Source organism: Endozoicomonas sp. ALD068, from assembly GCF_049310145.1.
Lineage (GTDB): Bacteria > Pseudomonadota > Gammaproteobacteria > Pseudomonadales > Endozoicomonadaceae > Endozoicomonas_A.
Genome location: NZ_JBLYNU010000004.1, coordinates 1,780,999 through 1,797,479 on the forward strand (window position 1 = coordinate 1,780,999; position 16,481 = coordinate 1,797,479).

The following is a 16,481-nucleotide window of genomic DNA, read 5'->3' on the forward strand; positions in this document are numbered from 1 at the left end:
GATATGATTTTATCGATCCATGGTTTTACTCCATTTTTTGATTCCCAAAAAGGCTCGGTACTCCTTATTTCTGACATTAACAAGAAAAATATCATCAGACTTCGGGCAGATGCTCACCAGTCCCTGGTTGTGACTGATATTTCAGATAATCAGATACCTATTGATTTGCAGGCTCTGGCAAAAAAGAAGAAGGTTTTTTTTGCGCCTGTTGATGCTTCAACTGATATTAAAAAAACAGGGCAGCATTTTTCAGGTATTACTATAACGGCAAAAGAATGGCCGACTGGTTTAAATCAAAAGGGCAGTCAGCAAGAATACTATTCAGGCAGCCTGACTCCGGGTCAGGCTATTTTTTCTCTTTCAGGTCTTGGCGATCAGGGAAAGACACTCTTACCGACAAATTATGGACTACCGGGAATAAACGACAACAAAGCGTTACGCTCTGACTTTCTGGATTATCCGTTAACGCCAGCTTTTCTGGAAGTGACGGCCTATATCAATTATAACAACTACCCAGATACTGGAGATATCAATGACACTATGATTCTGCTGAGGTTTTTGGCGGAGAAATCGCCCACAGCAACCACTTTTTATTCTTTGTTGCACGCAATGTTTCCTGACAACCTTGCTGGGAAAGATGAGTTTATGAAAAGATTCTGCAAGAAAGATCAATCGCTAAAGCTGAAAAAACTTTATAACTATTTGGTAGCCAAAAAGCAAAGAGAAATAAGCAATGCGCCCCAATCCACTGAAGGTGCAACCGGGGGAGCTTCGGCGGTGTTGACAGAGTCTGAAAACGCAGTAACAGCACTGGGTTATATGATTGCCAATCAAATTAGAAGTGGGCATCAAAGAAACAGAAATGACGAGATCAATGCTGTCCTGGAACGTTTCCTTGCACCGGTAGCCGTTCTGCCTGTTCAAAAACCATCTGCCTCCCAACGGGGTGTACCTGTCTGGAGGGGCGGTGCAAATACCGTTTCTGTTGATGATGGTTCTGCAGGAGGTACTTTAATGCTTACTCGCCAGGGTGCAGAAACGATACCAAGGGGTGAGCTACGGGGACTCCAGTGTGCTGTGCAGCGTGCCACCGGGGTAGATATGGAACTGTCAGATGAAGGTGAAGATGAGGCTGCAGCTGAGCCACTGTATGATCAGGCCACTTCTGGCGATGAACCTCTGCCCCTGCAATGCTGTCGTTCCGGAAATATTGAGGCGCTGTCTGACTGGCTTGACCGGGAATCCGAGCTGGCCGGTCAAAGCTTCTACTCAGCGTTTTATGGTGGCTATGTCACGCTGCTGCATATCGCTGTCCAGGCCGGCAATGAGGCGTGTGTACAGATGCTTATTGACCATCACTCTGATGTCAATGCCGTCTCGTCTTCAGGCGCGACGCCCCTGCATTTTGCTGCCGAATTTGGCCAGGAGCAGTGTGTCAGGACATTGGTCTGCAATGGTGCCAATATCAATATCCGGGACAGTATGGGCAGGTCGCCCCTGCACAGCGCTGCCCTGCATGGTCAGGTGAAGTGCGTGGAACGTTTTCTTGAATTCAAGGCGATTGGCAATGAAATTGACCATTTTGAAACCACTCCCCTGCATCTCGCAGCTATGATGGGGCACGATGCGTGTGTGGCAGCCCTGCTCTTCATCGGGCCCAGACAGAAACGGGAGAGGAGTTGGGTGAGGCATGAAGAGAACATAGATGCCACCCGTGATCACCACCATACGGCACTGCACCTTGCCGTTCTCAATGGTCATGGCAAGTGTGCTCAAATCCTGCTGGATCACGGAGCCGATATCAATGCCCTGCTGGACAAGGGCAAGACGCTCTTGCATGTTCTCACCCGAAGTGGCCCCATTAATTCCCTGCAAGTACTGCTTGACAGAGGGTTAGCTGTCGATGCCAAAGACGACAATGGCTGGACAGCCCTGCACGTTGCCGCCTTTACTGGCCGTATGGACTTTCTGGAACTGTTGCTCAAGCACAATGCCAGCCTGCTGGATGCCACGGACAACGGCGGCTCTACGCCCCTACATATGGCAGCCCTGGCTGGCAACGCCCGGTGCGTGGAGTGGCTGCTGCACCGACAGGCAAACGTCAATTGCAGAAACAACAGAAACTTGTCGCCACTGAGCAGCGCTGCCCATCAAGGGTATCCGGAGTGTGTAAAGCTTTTACTCGCTCATGGTGCCGGGTTTATTGAAGCCACCACAGAGCCTGGCTGGTCACCCCTGCACAGTGCCACAGATCAGGGACATGTTGAATGTGTGGAACTTTTGCTTGGCGCCGGGCATGAGGTCAATGCGGCCACCTCTGACGGTATGACTGCTCTTCACAGAGCCACCTTAACTCCCCAGCGAAACTCCGTGGATATCCTGCTCAAATACGGTGCCAACATCCAGGCCCTTACAGAGGGCAATAATACCCCCCTCCATAATACCCTCATGTTCGACAGCGTGGAGTATCTGCTGGCCTTGATCAGGCAAGGGGCTGATATCAATGCCAGGACCCTTTATGGCTTGACGCCCCTGCATATTGCTGCCCGGGAAGGGAGTGTAAAGTGTCTGAAAGTCTTGCTTGAACACCAGGCGCTGATCGTTAGCTCCCAACGAGGAGGGGGATGGACGCCCATGCATTTTGCCAGCAAAAATGATCACAGTGAATGTCTTCGGTTACTGATGATGGACAAAAGGGTGAGCATCAATCCCGTGGATGAGGCAGGCTTTACCCCCCTGCACATCGCTGCTCAGTTTGGCAGGGTTCGTTGTATGGCTGTGTTGTTGAATGCTAAAGACCATGTGCATATTAATTTAAGGAGTAACAGGCATTGGAGCCCTCTGCATTTGGCCGCACAATTTGGCCAGTTGGAGTGTGTTCAACTCCTTTTGGCTTATAAAGCAGATATTAATATCAGGAATGTACAGGGCCTGACTCCCCTGCACCTGGCCGTCATGAACGGTCACGTGCAGTGTGTGCAAGTCCTGATCGATAACAATGCCAATATCAGTGCCACGGATAGCGGTGGATTTTCGCCCGGGTTCTACGCTGCCCGACATGGTCATTCTGCCTGCCTGGAACTGTTGATTGATAAGCAGACAAAGTCCGGTATTTCCGTCAATGAGTTAAAGGGAGGGGAATCGCTCTTGCATCACGCGGCCCAGTGTAGCCGAATCGACTGTGCTCAAGTCCTTATTAACAGCGGGGCAGATGTTAATATCGCTTCACCTGAAGGCTTGACCCCGCTGCACAAGGCCATGAAGCGGGACATGGCAAAGACTGCACAATTCCTGATCCATAACGGGGCAAATATCGATGCTACCAGCAGCATGGGCCGGACGGTGCTGCATCATGCTGTCATGTTAAATGCCATTCGGTCTCTGTCTGTCCTGATCGACAGCGGCGCTGATATCCATGCCAGGGATTGCCATGGCCAGACACCCCTGGACCTGGCCAGGAGGAAAAAACGTGAGCAGCTGATATTGATGCTTGAGAAGGCAGAAGCAAACCTGGGCAACACTCCCGACACAGCAGGGCCATGATCCTTCGTTCTTTTTGCCATGGATTTTCGCTTTGCTATCCAGGCTGGCGGTCACCACATAGCGGCCATCGCCACTGAAGGTAGCTGAGTACTTATAGCTCGATGTGTGCGCAGAGCATATTTGTATGGAGAGGACCGTTTTTGTGATATAGTTACTGTAATAAATATTACGGTAACTTTTTATGATATTCTATAATCGAGAAGATGAGCTTGAACAGCTCCGTGAGTGGAGTGAACTAGCCTCTAAAGGAACGGCCCACCTGACAACTGTAGTAGGAAGGCGCCGGGTCGGTAAAACAGCGCTGTTAAATAAAACCTTTCCTCAGCGCAATACTTCTGCAGCCTCTATCTATCTGTTCGTATCCAGAAAGCAGGAGTCATTGCTGTGCGAGGAGTTTGTCGAGCAAATCAGAACGGTCTTGAATATTCCCATATTTGGTCAGCCTGCACGTCTTCGGGAAGTCATGGAAATCCTGTTGCAGTTCAGCATCACAACGCCGGTTACCGTCATACTGGATGAATTTCAGGATATCCAGCGGGTTAATCGGGCGTTTTTTTCCGAACTTCAGGATTTATGGGATCGATACAGACAACAGAGTCGTATGCACCTGGTCTGCTGTGGCTCTTTATACAGCCTTATGACCCGGTTGTTTCAGGATGGACGAGAGCCCTTGTTTGGTCGTGCCGATCATCGCATCAACCTTCAGCCGTTGCGTTGTCGCTATATCGCCCAGATGCTGAATGACCGGCAGGAGTTTACGCCTGAAAAACTTCTGCAGTGGTACATGCTCAGTGGCGGTGTTCCTAAATATCTGGAGTGGCTGTTTAACATTGATCCTGCAACCGACCTTTGGTCGCAGCTGATTAACGCACACAGTCTGGTCATTGAGGAAGGGCATTATCGTCTGGCTGAAGAGTTCGGACCTGAACATGGTACCTATTTTTCCATACTGGCTGCTATTGCTTCCGGGAGTACGAGCCGACCTGAAATAGAATCTTTGCTGGGTATTTCCGTGGGGCCACAGCTTGATCGCCTGGAAAATGAATTTGATATCATCAGCCGAAACCGACCAGTGTTGTCTAAACCGGGAACCCGGTTGGTTAAATATCGTATTGCCGATGCTTTCCTGGCCTTTTGGTTTCGCTTTATTTATAAGCACCGTAGCGCAGTGGAGATTGGCAACTTTCCGTTTATCCATAAAGTCATTGAGCGTGATTACCCGACCTGGAGTGGTCACTGGCTGGAAGAAATCGTCAGGGAAGTGATTGCGGAAACTGGCGAGTACAATATCGTCGGCAGTTACTGGGAGAGAGGGAACCAGAATGAAATTGATCTTGTCGCGGTCAATGAACTGGATAAAAAAGTCCTGATTGCTGAAATCAAGCGTAACCCGAAAAATATCCGAAAAACGCATTTACAGGAAAAAGCCACCAAGTTGGTGCAGCAACTGAAGGGATATGAAATTGAGTACAGGGGCTTTTCTCTCGACGATCTGGCAGATTGGTTTTGACAGGATTGCTCTGCCATGACGGTTCTGTCCGACGGGTCAACAGGCGACGCTACGCGCATGAAAAGGATTTTTCCTTATCAAGTCCCGTGAAATTCGCGCAGGGCGTGATTGAAAAATCATGGCTAATATTACTGCCCAGACGGACTCCGAACACAGGCACCCTGAAAGTACCCGGAAAACAGGTGAAGCTGGCAACGTTCAAATTTTTTGATCACAACAGGATTACCACTAATTCTGTAAGTAACTGGAATATCCAGGATTAATTTTCCGGCTCCGGGCACCAACTCCAAAAAGTCTTCCAGAAATGGGAGGCTTTTTTTGTACCTGTTACTCACGTTTTCTCACTATTAGATTTTGCTCCTTGTAGATTTCTTTGTCATATTTTTGCTGATCTACCCGATTTCACTTCGGGGGAATCACTGCTTCAGCAACTGACTTCTTGACCTCGAGGAGGAATGCATTTGAGTCATATCCCTTGTCAGCAAGAACGGAGTCCGCTGAAAATCACTCTATCAGAGCATTTGCCTGTCCGTATTCTGATGCTTGTCCAGCCGTGAGAATGAAGGGAAGAGGATTACCAAGCGCATCCGTCGCAACGTGGATCCTGGTTGTTAAACCGTAAACGCCAAACAAACCCACGTACTTCAGAATCAAACTCCAGCCTGAAATGATAAGCCTCCCAAGAAAACGGAGGCCGGTATGGCAAAAAACTCACCCGAGCACAATGAATGGCAAGAACGCATCCAGGCCTGGCAGGCGTCGGGACTGACCCAGAATGCCTGGTGCAAGCAGCACGACATCCGGGTATCCAAATTTGGATACTGGAAACGAAAGCTGGAAAAACCTCTAGCAGCCTGCCGTCCTCGCTACGGGCGCTATTCTCGGTCTAAGGCTCCTAGATCACTTTCAGGTGTCTTTCCGGTTAGGTGTCTGATGTTTTTATCTGTTCGGTCGGCCTCCTGGAGGGAGTCTGTTCGCTTACTTCTGTTCAACTCTACGTTTCGAACTGATATTTTTTTCCAGGTCTAAACGTAGGATTTTATGCCTTGAAGCTTGCTCAGGTTTTCAGTCCAGACCGAGCGCTACAAGCTATACTGCATCGTCGCTTCTATCGTATCTCTCAGGTCTTCTAAAGCCTGCTGTGTGTATGAATATCATGAAAACAATTGCCTTGGTACATACCTGCTTCAGTATTTTTTACTGCCTGAAGGTTTTTCCGAGTCTAACTGCTACGGCAGCGCTACCCGCTGTAAATAAGCAGGCGGCGTAAGTGTTAATTCATCAGAGGTTATTTATTATGAGACTGCACAACTACAAAACATTTTTCTATTGTTTGTTATTGCTAATTTTATCTGCTCAAAGCTTTGCCGAAGAAAATACGCAGGGCAACGCTTTCGAAAATCTTGTTTACTTTCAACCCCGGATTTACATTGCAGAAAAGGCTCAACCTTGTATTGGGGTGCGGGTTTCAAAAAAGCATATTTTTACCTCGCCATCCTGCGCCAAGCAAATACTCGCGCTATTCATGCAAGCCGTTGACATAAATGTACTGAGTCCCGGTAGCGTGAAGCTTGGCCATATTCAAACTTCACATAATCGGTCGGCTACAGCAGGTCTCCTGTCTATAGATCTTTATGCTGATAACTTGCCCTATCAACCGCCTGTATTGAGTACCGTTAATGTTACAAATGGAATTGAGCTAACGGCTTATTACATGCAACAAGGCGATGAAGAGATGAATGTTACAAAGCATTATTTTATCTTTGATAGCCAGCAAAATTCCGGAGTGCAAACAATGATCAAGCTGCCATCGGATATCAGTATCCCTGATGGGGCTCCGGTTAGACTAAGAAACCAGCTGTTCTGCGTAGTGGTAAGCGATACTTGCATCAGGTCATCCTACTTATTAAACGCTTCTGCAAAAGACTATGACCCCGGATGTCCAAGGGCTAACGATACTTATTATTTTCATTGCCGAGAAAGGGGGATGTACAATTGTAGTGAAGTTATATCACCAGAAGGTGTTGCAGGTCTTGATGTAAATGGGTCATGCGTTAACCCCAAGTCAAAAGAGCAGTGTACATTCAACTCTTCGTACGCTTTTAATTCTGATGAAATGGATTATGAGAGGAAGGGTGATTTTATTACATGCAAATCTTGTTCAGCCCAGTATACGTGGTCTAATTCGTCGTTGACCGGCAGCAAATCTGTGATTTGCAGACCCAAAGGCTGTATGCCAGGTTGTAAAGGTAAACCTGATCCAAAGCATTCTGGCAAAAAAACTGCTGACTCCATCGGAGAAGGAATAGCTGGAGAAGTTGCAGCGTTTGTTTTAATTGGTGTGATTGCTTCTGTGGGCTACCTGATTTACAAACTCTACCACAGGGCAAATTATCAGAGTTTGTAGTTCGGCGGCAGGTGCCCAGCTGATGACCCTGCCATGTTATTAAAGGCGGTTCTGTTCGCCTATTCCACAGCATAACTTCCAGTCCCCGGATTGCCAGGGCTTGTCAGGAAAACGTGATATTCATGGCGCTGTTTGCTGACGAGCGTTGCTGTAACCGGCTCTCATCTTCATTCGCGTAAGACCTTCAACGAGCTTGGGGGGCTTACGCGAATTAAGGATGAAGATGCCAAGAATCTGTTGCTCGAAGTTCACAGAACCAACCAGGGGCTACCAATGAGAATAATAGGGCAGGGTGATTGTTTTCTTCTTTTTAGCCGAGGTGAGCCTGACGCCGCTGCGGTGGTTGGTATCAACAAGTGTGAACATGGCCAGGAGTATTGGGTAAATACGGAGGAGCACAAATTCTTCTGGCATCAAACTTACTTTGATGTCATCGAACCTGCTGACACATTCATAGTAAACAGCCAATGGCGTAGGCTATACATACCGGGGCGCAGGGCTAAAATGTGGATGCTGCGGTGATGATCTGACACGATAAGAACTTTTGGCTGGCGCATTGCTGAAGTGCGTTGTTAAAGGTACAACCAGACGAAAAAAAACGCCAATCTTGCGATTGACGTTTCCAGAGAAGCTTCGAAATGGCGTCAGCCTGTTGTTGGCCTTCCTTGCATGCATCTTGCAAGCAAGTCCTTTGCTCCCCCTTTGTCCATTGGTTGTAGTTTCTCAAACCTGTCCGGTTTTCATCATCTGTGGTTATACCTGAATTTCTACGGCCAACCTGGTTCGATCCGGCTAATTTATGCTGGAAGTGGTCAGGTGCCTTCACCAGTTGCATTAAAAAGAGTATGAAAGTACCTGGGACAGGTCTGTTGAATGCTTGCTTCTGTCATATCTCTGCGTGATTTACCTGCGGTGTGGGGAATTGCCTGCTCATCAGCAGCTTTGCTTGCTACTTTTTTGACACCCTCCTGAGCACTTGAGTTCTGGAAGATAGCAAAGAAGTCCATCCAGAATCGTGCCGTCACGGAGCTTTTTCAGGAATGATCTGCCCGCCCTTTTCTATTCACCCCTTAACTCTGTGACATAAGACAGAATTTTACTGCGCAACCAGCAGTTGGTTTTGCTATTCCGGACCCGGCTATGGGCTAGCAATTTGTAGTTAATGGGCAAAGAACGAAACGGTATTTTCATGATCTGTAAACCAAATTGTTGAGAAAACATCTTTGCCAGACTGCTGCTCATAGTGCCAATACTTTCACTACTGGCTACCAGAGCCATTAACGCAAGCAGGGAGTCGCACTCAGCCATAACCTTCCTTGGTTGCAGGGGCTCTTGCGTAAAAGAGTCTGCCAAAAATGTATTTTCACGCCTTAGTTTCAACGTTATATGTTTTTCCTGATAAAACTGCTCAGCTGTAACGCTTCCCTGGATTCTGGGGTGGGATTGGCTGGCAATCAGGCAGATCTGGTCAGTAAACAAAGGCTGGGAAAAATAAGATAAGGTGGAGACATGAGCAAAATCTATTGCTAAATCCGCTTGCCGTAAATTGAGCTTATCAAGTAACTCTTCCTCAGTGGTCGGTGTTGGGAAAAGCACTATTTCCCGGTTTTCCAATGTTGAGTCAGCTTCAATCTTGGGGAGCAGTACCAGCATTACGGGCTCTGGGGTATACACGATGAACCGGCGCTTTCCATGATGGCTGAGTCCCTGCATATCAATGAGAGTATTGTTTATAGTTTCCAGGGCGGGCTCAATCTGGCGGGCTATTTCGTGGGCAAAATCCGTTGGCGCAATGCCTCGGCCATCACGAACAAACAGGGTATCTCCCAATTGGTTTTGCATTCTCTTTAATGCGCCACTGACGCCGGGCTGGGTTAGCTCCATAACCTCAGCCGCCACTGTGATTGATTGATAGCGATAGACCGCCAGAAAAACTCGCAGGAGATTAAGGTCGAACTTTGATGCTTTCATCAATATATAACCAGCAGTGATGATTAAACTAAAAAATCGTAAATTTATCATTATGAATTTAGCCATTAAAGTGATCGAGTCTTCAGTTCAACTGTGAATAAGGACCACTATGAAACCGACACAGACTCTATCAGCTATTACCCTTGCTATTCTTGCGTCGTTTAATGCAAGTGCTGAATATACCAGCCTCGAGGACTATCAGGGCGAACCTGCCACTGCCCATACTGAACAGGCAAACCAGAATCTGGCAAAAAACCTGCCATGGAAAGATGTATCCGCTTTTGAACGTACCCGCAAAGGGCTGATCGCAGAATTTGGCAATCATGCTGCGGGAGAGCTGAAAAATCGTTTTCAGTACATGACGGATATGTCGATTGACGAAATACCTGCCACGGTGAATCCGTCTATCTGGCGTCAGGGTATGCTGAATTATACGGCGGGTGGCTTGTATCAGGTGACGGATGGTGTCTATCAGATTCGCGGGGCTGATCTATCCAATATGACCATTTATCGATCCAAAAACGGCTATGTCATTCATGATCCGTTGTTGTCCCGGGAAGCGGCTGCAGCTGCCTGGGATTTTGCCAAAACACACCTGCCTGAAATCAATGGTGAGCATAAAATTACCGGGATGATTTACTCCCATATGCATGCTGATCACTTTGGTGGTTCCAGGGGTGTCTATGAGTCCGGCAACTTCGCCGAAGGCGCGCAAATCTACGCGCCAAAAGATTTCATCAAAGAGCTGGCTGACGAAAACGTCATCGCCGGTACTGCTATGGGCCGCCGGGCAAACTATCAGTATGGAACAACGTTAACCAATAGTACCAAAGGCATCGTTGACAATGCTCTGGGGTTGGGTACGTCAAGGGGCGAGGTCACTCTTGTGGCGCCTACGACAGAAATTACGTCACGTGAAAAAGTGATTAATATTGATGGCCTGGAGTTTCATGCCATAAATATGCCGGGCGCTGAAGCACCTGCGGAAATGGTGCTCTATGTTCCGCAATACCGCTCACTCAATACCGCTGAGCTCACTTATGACGGCATGCATAACATCTACACTTTCCGGGGAGCAAAAGTTCGTGATGCTCTGGTCTGGACCAAGTATCTGACTGAACTGAAAATGCGTTTTGTGGATTCCGGAATGGTTGACAGTATTCACGCTGCACACTCTGCACCAGTCTGGAATGATCCCGCCACTGAAAACAACGAAATTGCCGAGTATATGACCCTGCAGCGGGATAACTATGGCTTTATTCACAATCAGGCCATGCGCCTGGCCAACCATGGCACCACTATTAACGACGTAGGTCGTGAAATTGAGAAGCTGGTGCCAGAGGTTCAAAAGCAGACCTGGCACACCAATGGCTACCACGGTTCATACAGTCACAACGCTCGCGCGGTGGTCAATTTATATCTTGGTTATCACGATATGAACCCGGTAAACACCAACCCGCTTGAAACCAGAGACAAGTCCTGTGTTTATGTGGATGCAGCGGGTGCAGGGGCACTTTATAGCGCAGGAGTTTCACACTTCAATAACGGGCAATATCAAGAAGCATCCCAGCTGTTCAACGATCTGGTGCAATGTCACCCGGATAATCTGGATTATCGCTATGCACTGGCTGACAGCTTTGAGCAACAGGGTTATCAGTCAGAAACCATGGCGTGGCGCAACTCCTACCTGCAAGGTGCAGTGGAGTTGAGAACCGGAGAGATCAAACCATCCATTAAGCTGGCCTCTGCCGATGTTATTGCTAATACGCCAACAGGCATGTTTCTTGACTTTCTGGCGGTTCGCCTCAATGCCGAAAAAGCGGAGCAGGCGGGTTTAGACTTTAGTTTTGGCCTTTATCACCCGGACTTGGAGCAGCGCTTTTTTGGTGAAGTTTCAAACGCCAATATGAGTAATATAGAAGTGGAAACACTGCCGGAGACTGATGTTGAACTGGTCATTCAAAAAACTGACCTGACAAAAATGGCGCTGGGTCAAACTTCCCTGACAACCCTCCTGAAGTCAGGTGATGCTGAGATCAAAGGCAACGCAGAGCTGATAGAAAAGCTGTCAGCAACTCTGGATGACTTTGACGGAATGTTTGAGATCATTCCAATGCCTGCCAGCTAATGACTTTCTTTGAATGATTTTTTGGTTGGGATGAACGACAGTAGTCATCTCAACCTTTTTTTCTATTTACAAACTTTATCCGAATCTTTTAGTGAAAAAAATTCCTCCACACGCATTTGCAGGCGCCATTGACTATGACATGTGACTGTCGTGGCAGAAGAGCTGCAGGATATGTCTGATCCTCTGGCGGTCCAGACACAGGTTGGTGCTGGCATCGCAGAGTCCGATATCAGGATCTAATGGATTACAAAGCGGCTGTAGGTGCTATAAGACTTTCAGCTTTGGATGAGTTATCAGCCTTGGCACATGCGCATAAGCCGGAGTTATGTGGGGCGGCCCGCCGTTGACAATCATCACCAGGGGCTGCGAATTGGCTCAGGATTACTAAAGAACGTCATGCTGCGTAAATGCCAAACACATTGCTGACTTATTTCCTCAATGATCGCTGGCGCAGTCTGGTTTGGCCTTGCTGAAGTGTTTACATGGAACGGAATAAGCGACTTTTGGAACACATATCGCTTTGGTGATTGACCCGGTTATGGCTATTGCTCCGTCACGACAAGAGAACATTCCGGTAGTTGATATGTAGCGTCTGATCATTTACGAGCGACCTGATACCGGGTACTGCGACCACCACCCGGCAATTTCTCAATACATCCTTTATTCAATAAATAAGACAAATGTCGGGTAGCTGTTGCCTTGCTGACTTTTGCCACCTTCTGGTATTGCGATGCACTGATCCCGGATTCAAACCCTTTCTCCCCGCCGTCGAGTAGCCGGTTAAGTACTTTGATCTGCTCATCGGAAAGCCCCGTATCGTGAAATGCCCGCCAGAACCGCGTTTTGTGTAGTGTACGATCAATCTTTCTCAACGAGGCTTTGATCGTTTCATCGAGCATTTGTAAAAACCAGAGCAGCCAGTGGGTGATGTCCACCTTCCCACGCTGGGATTGTTCCAGGATCTGATAATACGCTTTGCGATTATCCAGAATCGCGCTGGACATAGCGTAGAGCCGGATGCTTTGGGCATCGGCTTGTGCCAGGGCCAGGTCGGTAATAGCCCGGGTTAATCGCCCATTACCATCATCAAAAGGATGCAGTGTCACAAACCAGAAATGACTGATGGCAGCACGAAGCAGGGGATCACACTTTGGATCGTTTCTGCTCTGGTTAAACCAGTCAAAGAATCGCTCCAGCTCTGACACCAATACACTTCTTGGCGGTGCTTCAAAATGAACGGTGGGCCGATCAATACGTCCGGACACCACCTGCATGGGTTCATCGCCCCTTAACTGACCTGCCTGAACCTTATGAAAGGTAAACTCTGTATTGGGAAACAGCCAGCGGTGCCATTGGAAAAGACGATCCAGACTCAGAGGGTCATCCAGGTTAGTGATTGCATCCAGCATCATTTCTGCCAACCCTTCGGTTCGCTCGGAAGTCGGGTAGGCAGTGTCATCAGTACCTTTGAGATTCAGGCGTTTCGCCAGTGATGACCGGACAGACTGGGCATTAAGGCGTTCACCTTCGATGGCAGAAGAGGTGATGATGTTTTCCAGCAGGGTGTCCAGTGCAGAGGCTTCTGCTTTATCACTCTGGGTAGTGCTGGCTTTTCCTAACAGGACTCCCAGGCTGAAGCGAACTTCTCTGAGTAGAGGTAACACAGCCTCTTCTTGCCAGCAAAACTGGGGCCAGTCTTTGTTTTGCCAGATCCACAGCGTTGGTGAATAATCGGTCATTTACGGGTTTACCCAAGATAGTGAGCCGGTTGTGAATCTTAATCGACTCAAATTATGAGCTAAATAGTAGTATTAATTGGCTCAAACAACAAGATTACAGGGTCAATCAAAACTACTGAACACAACATCAGTCACAACTAATTCCGTAAATCTGCAAAAACGGATTGTTCGGATATACTAAAAGATCCCGTCAGAAACTATGGGAATATCGATTATTAACTCAGAATAAAGTCCGGGAATCATTTAAATGCGAGCATCACAATCAAATCCTTTAGTCATTGATAGCGTTTCTATTCCCGGAGGTGGAATTCTGGGCATGGCCGTTGCACCCGGTAAGAAGGGGCAGTCAATGTTTGGAGAGGACTGGAACCGGGATCTGGCTACAGACATTACCACTATAAAAAAATGGGGCGCAGTGCTGGTGATCTCTCTGATTGAAGAACATGAGTTCCACATGCTGGGTATCGGTGAGCTTGAAGATGAGGTTAACAAAGCAGGTATGCAGTGGCTGCATTTGCCGATAAAAGATTTCTCCATTCCTGATGCCCGATTTGAACAGCATTGGCAGCAGTCTGTTAATACGATTTATCGTTGCCTGGACCAGGGGAAGAAAGTATTGGTTCATTGTCGTGGAGGGCTTGGGCGCACCGGACTGTTGGTTGCCAGACTGCTAATGGCCTATGGTGCATCATCTGATGAGGCTATTTCAAATGTACGAAAGGCCAGGATCGGAGCCATAGAAACCAGGGAACAGGAAGATTACGTGCGGTCTATGCCCTCGGGCAATCACCCTGTCAACACTAAAGCAAAAAAAGTTTAACAAGCCGCACAAGAAAACACTGTTTTATTCAATGCTTTCTGATGCAGCCTGATATCGCTGCGACCACGATGTTTATCTTTACGGTTATAAGTACTCAACCATACGAAATCATATTTTCTGACTTATTGTTCAGGCACTCGCGGCAACTGCTCCTGCGTTGCTCTAGCTCCTGCATCCATGCAGTCGTGATGCGTTGCAACTCTGGTCACATAGCTTGCTATGTTCCCGTCGTTGCGCCTTGCAGAGCACCTGCCCAATAAGCCAGAAATATTCGATTCCGTATGGCTGAGTACTTAGCGGTTTTTCAGCTCTTCCCGACGTTGGCGAAACATAGGGCCTTGCATCAGTTTCAGCACCGCCGAAGGCGAGTGCTTACGAGCGTTTTTTTGCTTTTTCATTGTTCGGTCTCCTGAATGTTGTTGGTATCTTTCCATTCCGGCCTTGAATGTTGCATTCATTCTGGTAATACACGTTGCGCACTGCAAACCTGGATTCATGGTTTCAGGTTTCAATCACTCGGTAACTCCAGACCATTGCTACTTCTCTTTTTTCCTAGTGCAGCCAAGCCTTGATATCCATACAGGCCACTCGTTCCGATACTCTGAGGTCGTCATTCCCGCGAAGGCGGGAATCCAGCGCCAACAGCGGGTCTCTGCCTTCTCGCGGATGAAAAGGCCAGGGGGACACCGGGCAGTATGGTTCTGGTGATGAGTCTGTGTGGATTCCCGCCTTCGCGGGAATGACGGGAGTGAGGCCGGAAATGACGGGAGGGGAACGGGTTTTGCGACACCCTCTGTTGCGTGGGAACGAGGGGTGTATGGATATCAGAGCTTAGCTGCACTAGCCTTTCACATTAACGATCTGTCGCAGTGTGCACACGACCTCAACCAGATCGTTCTGCAGGCTCATGACCTTATCGATATTTTTGTAAGCGGCGGGAATTTCATCCAGTACGCCTTTGTCCTTTCTGCACTCTATGCCCTGTGTCTGATCTTCAAGATCACGAACAGAGAAGGTTTTTTTGGCAGCGGTACGGGACATGCTCCGTCCAGCTCCGTGAGCGCAGCTGCAAAATGCTTCGGGATTGCCTCTGCCACGGATAATGTAAGACCTGGCTCCCATAGAGCCGGGTATAATGCCCAGTTCGTTGTTTCTGGCCCGGATGGCTCCTTTACGAGTTACCCAGACTTGCTGGCCATCATGTAGCTCCTGCTCAACAAAGTTGTGGTGGCAGTTAATAGCTTCATTGATGACGGTGAACGGTTTCAGATGCTGGTGCAATACGTTGAGAATACTGTTCATCATGTGTTCCCGGTTCAGCAGGGCGTAGTTTTGTGCCCATGCCACGGCTTCAACGTAATCATCAAAGTGGTCCGAGCCTTCCTTCAGGTAGCCGAGGTCTCTGTCGGGCAGATGAATCTGCTGCCTTTCCATGTCTTTTCGAGCCAGATGAATAAAGTACTGACCTATCTGGTTACCGATACCCCGGCTTCCGGAATGCAACATTACCCATACGTTGTCGTGTTCATCCAGGCACAGTTCAATAAAGTGATTGCCAGAACCCAGACTGCCCATCTGACGAACAAACTTGTCCCGATTGCCTCTACGAACAATATCCGGATGCTTTTCCAGAATACGTTGCAAGCCATGAGCAACAGATGAATCTCCGGCTATTTGCGCTTCTTTATGCTGTCCGCCGGCTCCAAGGGGAATAGCCTTTTCAATATCATGCCGGATGGCCAGAAGGTTGTCCGGCAGATCAGAGGCTTTCAGCGATAACTGAACCGCATTCATGCCACAGCCTATATCGACGCCAACTGCGGCAGGAATAATGGCTTCTGTGGTAGCAATAACCGATCCTATTGTTGCACCTTTGCCCAGATGGATATCAGGCATGCCAGCCACATGTTTGTGAATAAAGGGCAGGCTGGCGACTTTACGCATCTGTTCAAGTGCCTGTGGGCTGACCTCATCCGTCCAAATCTTAACTGGCTTTTGGCTATCGGTACCCTCTAGCAAAGTAATCACTGGCATGATGTTGCACCTCTCTTATTTTTTTCAGCGGTATGGTCCAAAATTTTATGGAGCAGGTGATTGATGGTCTCAAATGATCCCACAGTCGTTTGCTGGCTGCCCTTGAAGGCTTCCAGCGCAGAGAGTTGTGACTCCATGAATTCATTCAGTCCCAGCATAGCCTGAATGGTTTTCGTTTCGCTACTCCCCAGGCGCAGCTCCCGGATTCAATGGCATAGTGAATAATGACGTTGTGGTCTTTAATACGTTCTAAAATCTCATCTCTCATATTGCGCTCCCTGAAAGTTGATGGCTTGCTCATTGATTGTTTCAGATGTACTGAATGGTTA

The 16,481-nt window shown here is 48.1% G+C and carries 13 protein-coding genes; 7 read left to right on the forward strand and 6 right to left on the reverse strand.

The window, feature by feature from the left end; genetic code table 11:
* The first annotated feature begins 3 nt into the window (after positions 1 to 3).
* From ACO6V5_RS06370 to ACO6V5_RS06390, 5 genes are all read left to right on the forward strand, one after another.
* Positions 4 to 3,543 carry an ankyrin repeat domain-containing protein gene (locus ACO6V5_RS06370; protein WP_422412776.1) on the forward strand — a complete coding sequence of 1,180 codons (3,540 nt, stop codon included), beginning with the start codon at positions 4 to 6 and terminating at the stop codon, positions 3,541 to 3,543.
* A gap of 181 nt (positions 3,544 to 3,724) precedes the next feature.
* Positions 3,725 to 5,053 (forward strand): ATP-binding protein, encoded by a 1,329-nt coding sequence (locus ACO6V5_RS06375; protein ID WP_422412774.1) that lies wholly within the window; start codon positions 3,725 to 3,727, stop codon positions 5,051 to 5,053.
* Between the two features lie 699 nt (positions 5,054 to 5,752).
* The gene (gene tnpA / locus ACO6V5_RS06380) at positions 5,753 to 6,082 is read left to right on the forward strand and encodes an IS66 family insertion sequence element accessory protein TnpA (RefSeq protein WP_422412772.1); all 330 of its coding nucleotides are present in this window, start codon (positions 5,753 to 5,755) and stop codon (positions 6,080 to 6,082) included.
* A gap of 268 nt (positions 6,083 to 6,350) precedes the next feature.
* The gene (locus ACO6V5_RS06385) at positions 6,351 to 7,460 is read left to right on the forward strand and encodes a hypothetical protein (RefSeq protein WP_422138038.1); all 1,110 of its coding nucleotides are present in this window, start codon (positions 6,351 to 6,353) and stop codon (positions 7,458 to 7,460) included.
* 132 nt (positions 7,461 to 7,592) lie between these two features.
* Positions 7,593 to 7,982, forward strand: coding sequence for a hypothetical protein (locus ACO6V5_RS06390; protein WP_422138037.1), 390 nt, complete (start codon positions 7,593 to 7,595; stop codon positions 7,980 to 7,982).
* 537 nt (positions 7,983 to 8,519) lie between these two features.
* On the opposite strand, the gene ACO6V5_RS06395 is transcribed toward ACO6V5_RS06390, so the two are convergent.
* Positions 8,520 to 9,431 (reverse strand): LysR family transcriptional regulator, encoded by a 912-nt coding sequence (locus tag ACO6V5_RS06395; RefSeq protein WP_422412769.1) that lies wholly within the window; start codon positions 9,429 to 9,431, stop codon positions 8,520 to 8,522.
* A 109-nt stretch (positions 9,432 to 9,540) separates the two neighbouring features.
* Here ACO6V5_RS06395 and ACO6V5_RS06400 point away from each other — a divergent pair, with 109 nt between their 5' ends.
* Positions 9,541 to 11,559 carry an alkyl/aryl-sulfatase gene (locus ACO6V5_RS06400; RefSeq protein ID WP_422412767.1) on the forward strand — a complete coding sequence of 673 codons (2,019 nt, stop codon included), beginning with the start codon at positions 9,541 to 9,543 and terminating at the stop codon, positions 11,557 to 11,559.
* A 596-nt stretch (positions 11,560 to 12,155) separates the two neighbouring features.
* On the opposite strand, the gene ACO6V5_RS06405 is transcribed toward ACO6V5_RS06400, so the two are convergent.
* Complete coding sequence (locus ACO6V5_RS06405; RefSeq protein WP_422412765.1) at positions 12,156 to 13,298, reverse strand: Fic family protein; 1,143 nt, start codon at positions 13,296 to 13,298, stop codon at positions 12,156 to 12,158.
* A 247-nt stretch (positions 13,299 to 13,545) separates the two neighbouring features.
* Between ACO6V5_RS06405 and ACO6V5_RS06410 the strand changes: the two genes are divergently transcribed.
* A complete protein-coding gene (locus tag ACO6V5_RS06410; RefSeq protein ID WP_422138034.1) occupies positions 13,546 to 14,118 on the forward strand; it encodes a cyclin-dependent kinase inhibitor 3 family protein in 573 nt (190 codons plus the stop codon).
* Positions 14,119 to 14,411: 293 nt separating this feature from the next.
* On the opposite strand, the gene ACO6V5_RS06415 is transcribed toward ACO6V5_RS06410, so the two are convergent.
* From ACO6V5_RS06415 to ACO6V5_RS06430, 4 genes are all read right to left on the reverse strand, one after another.
* Positions 14,412 to 14,630, reverse strand: a complete 219-nt coding sequence (locus tag ACO6V5_RS06415) for a hypothetical protein (protein WP_422441823.1) — start codon at positions 14,628 to 14,630, stop codon at positions 14,412 to 14,414.
* Positions 14,631 to 14,670: 40 nt separating this feature from the next.
* Complete coding sequence (locus ACO6V5_RS06420; protein ID WP_422132603.1) at positions 14,671 to 14,805, reverse strand: hypothetical protein; 135 nt, start codon at positions 14,803 to 14,805, stop codon at positions 14,671 to 14,673.
* 153 nt (positions 14,806 to 14,958) lie between these two features.
* On the reverse strand, positions 14,959 to 16,152 hold the full coding sequence (locus tag ACO6V5_RS06425) for an RtcB family protein (RefSeq protein ID WP_422133852.1): 1,194 nt from the start codon (positions 16,150 to 16,152) through the stop codon (positions 14,959 to 14,961).
* A 145-nt stretch (positions 16,153 to 16,297) separates the two neighbouring features.
* The gene (locus ACO6V5_RS06430) at positions 16,298 to 16,420 is read right to left on the reverse strand and encodes a hypothetical protein (RefSeq protein ID WP_422133851.1); all 123 of its coding nucleotides are present in this window, start codon (positions 16,418 to 16,420) and stop codon (positions 16,298 to 16,300) included.
* Positions 16,421 to 16,481 lie beyond the last annotated feature (61 nt).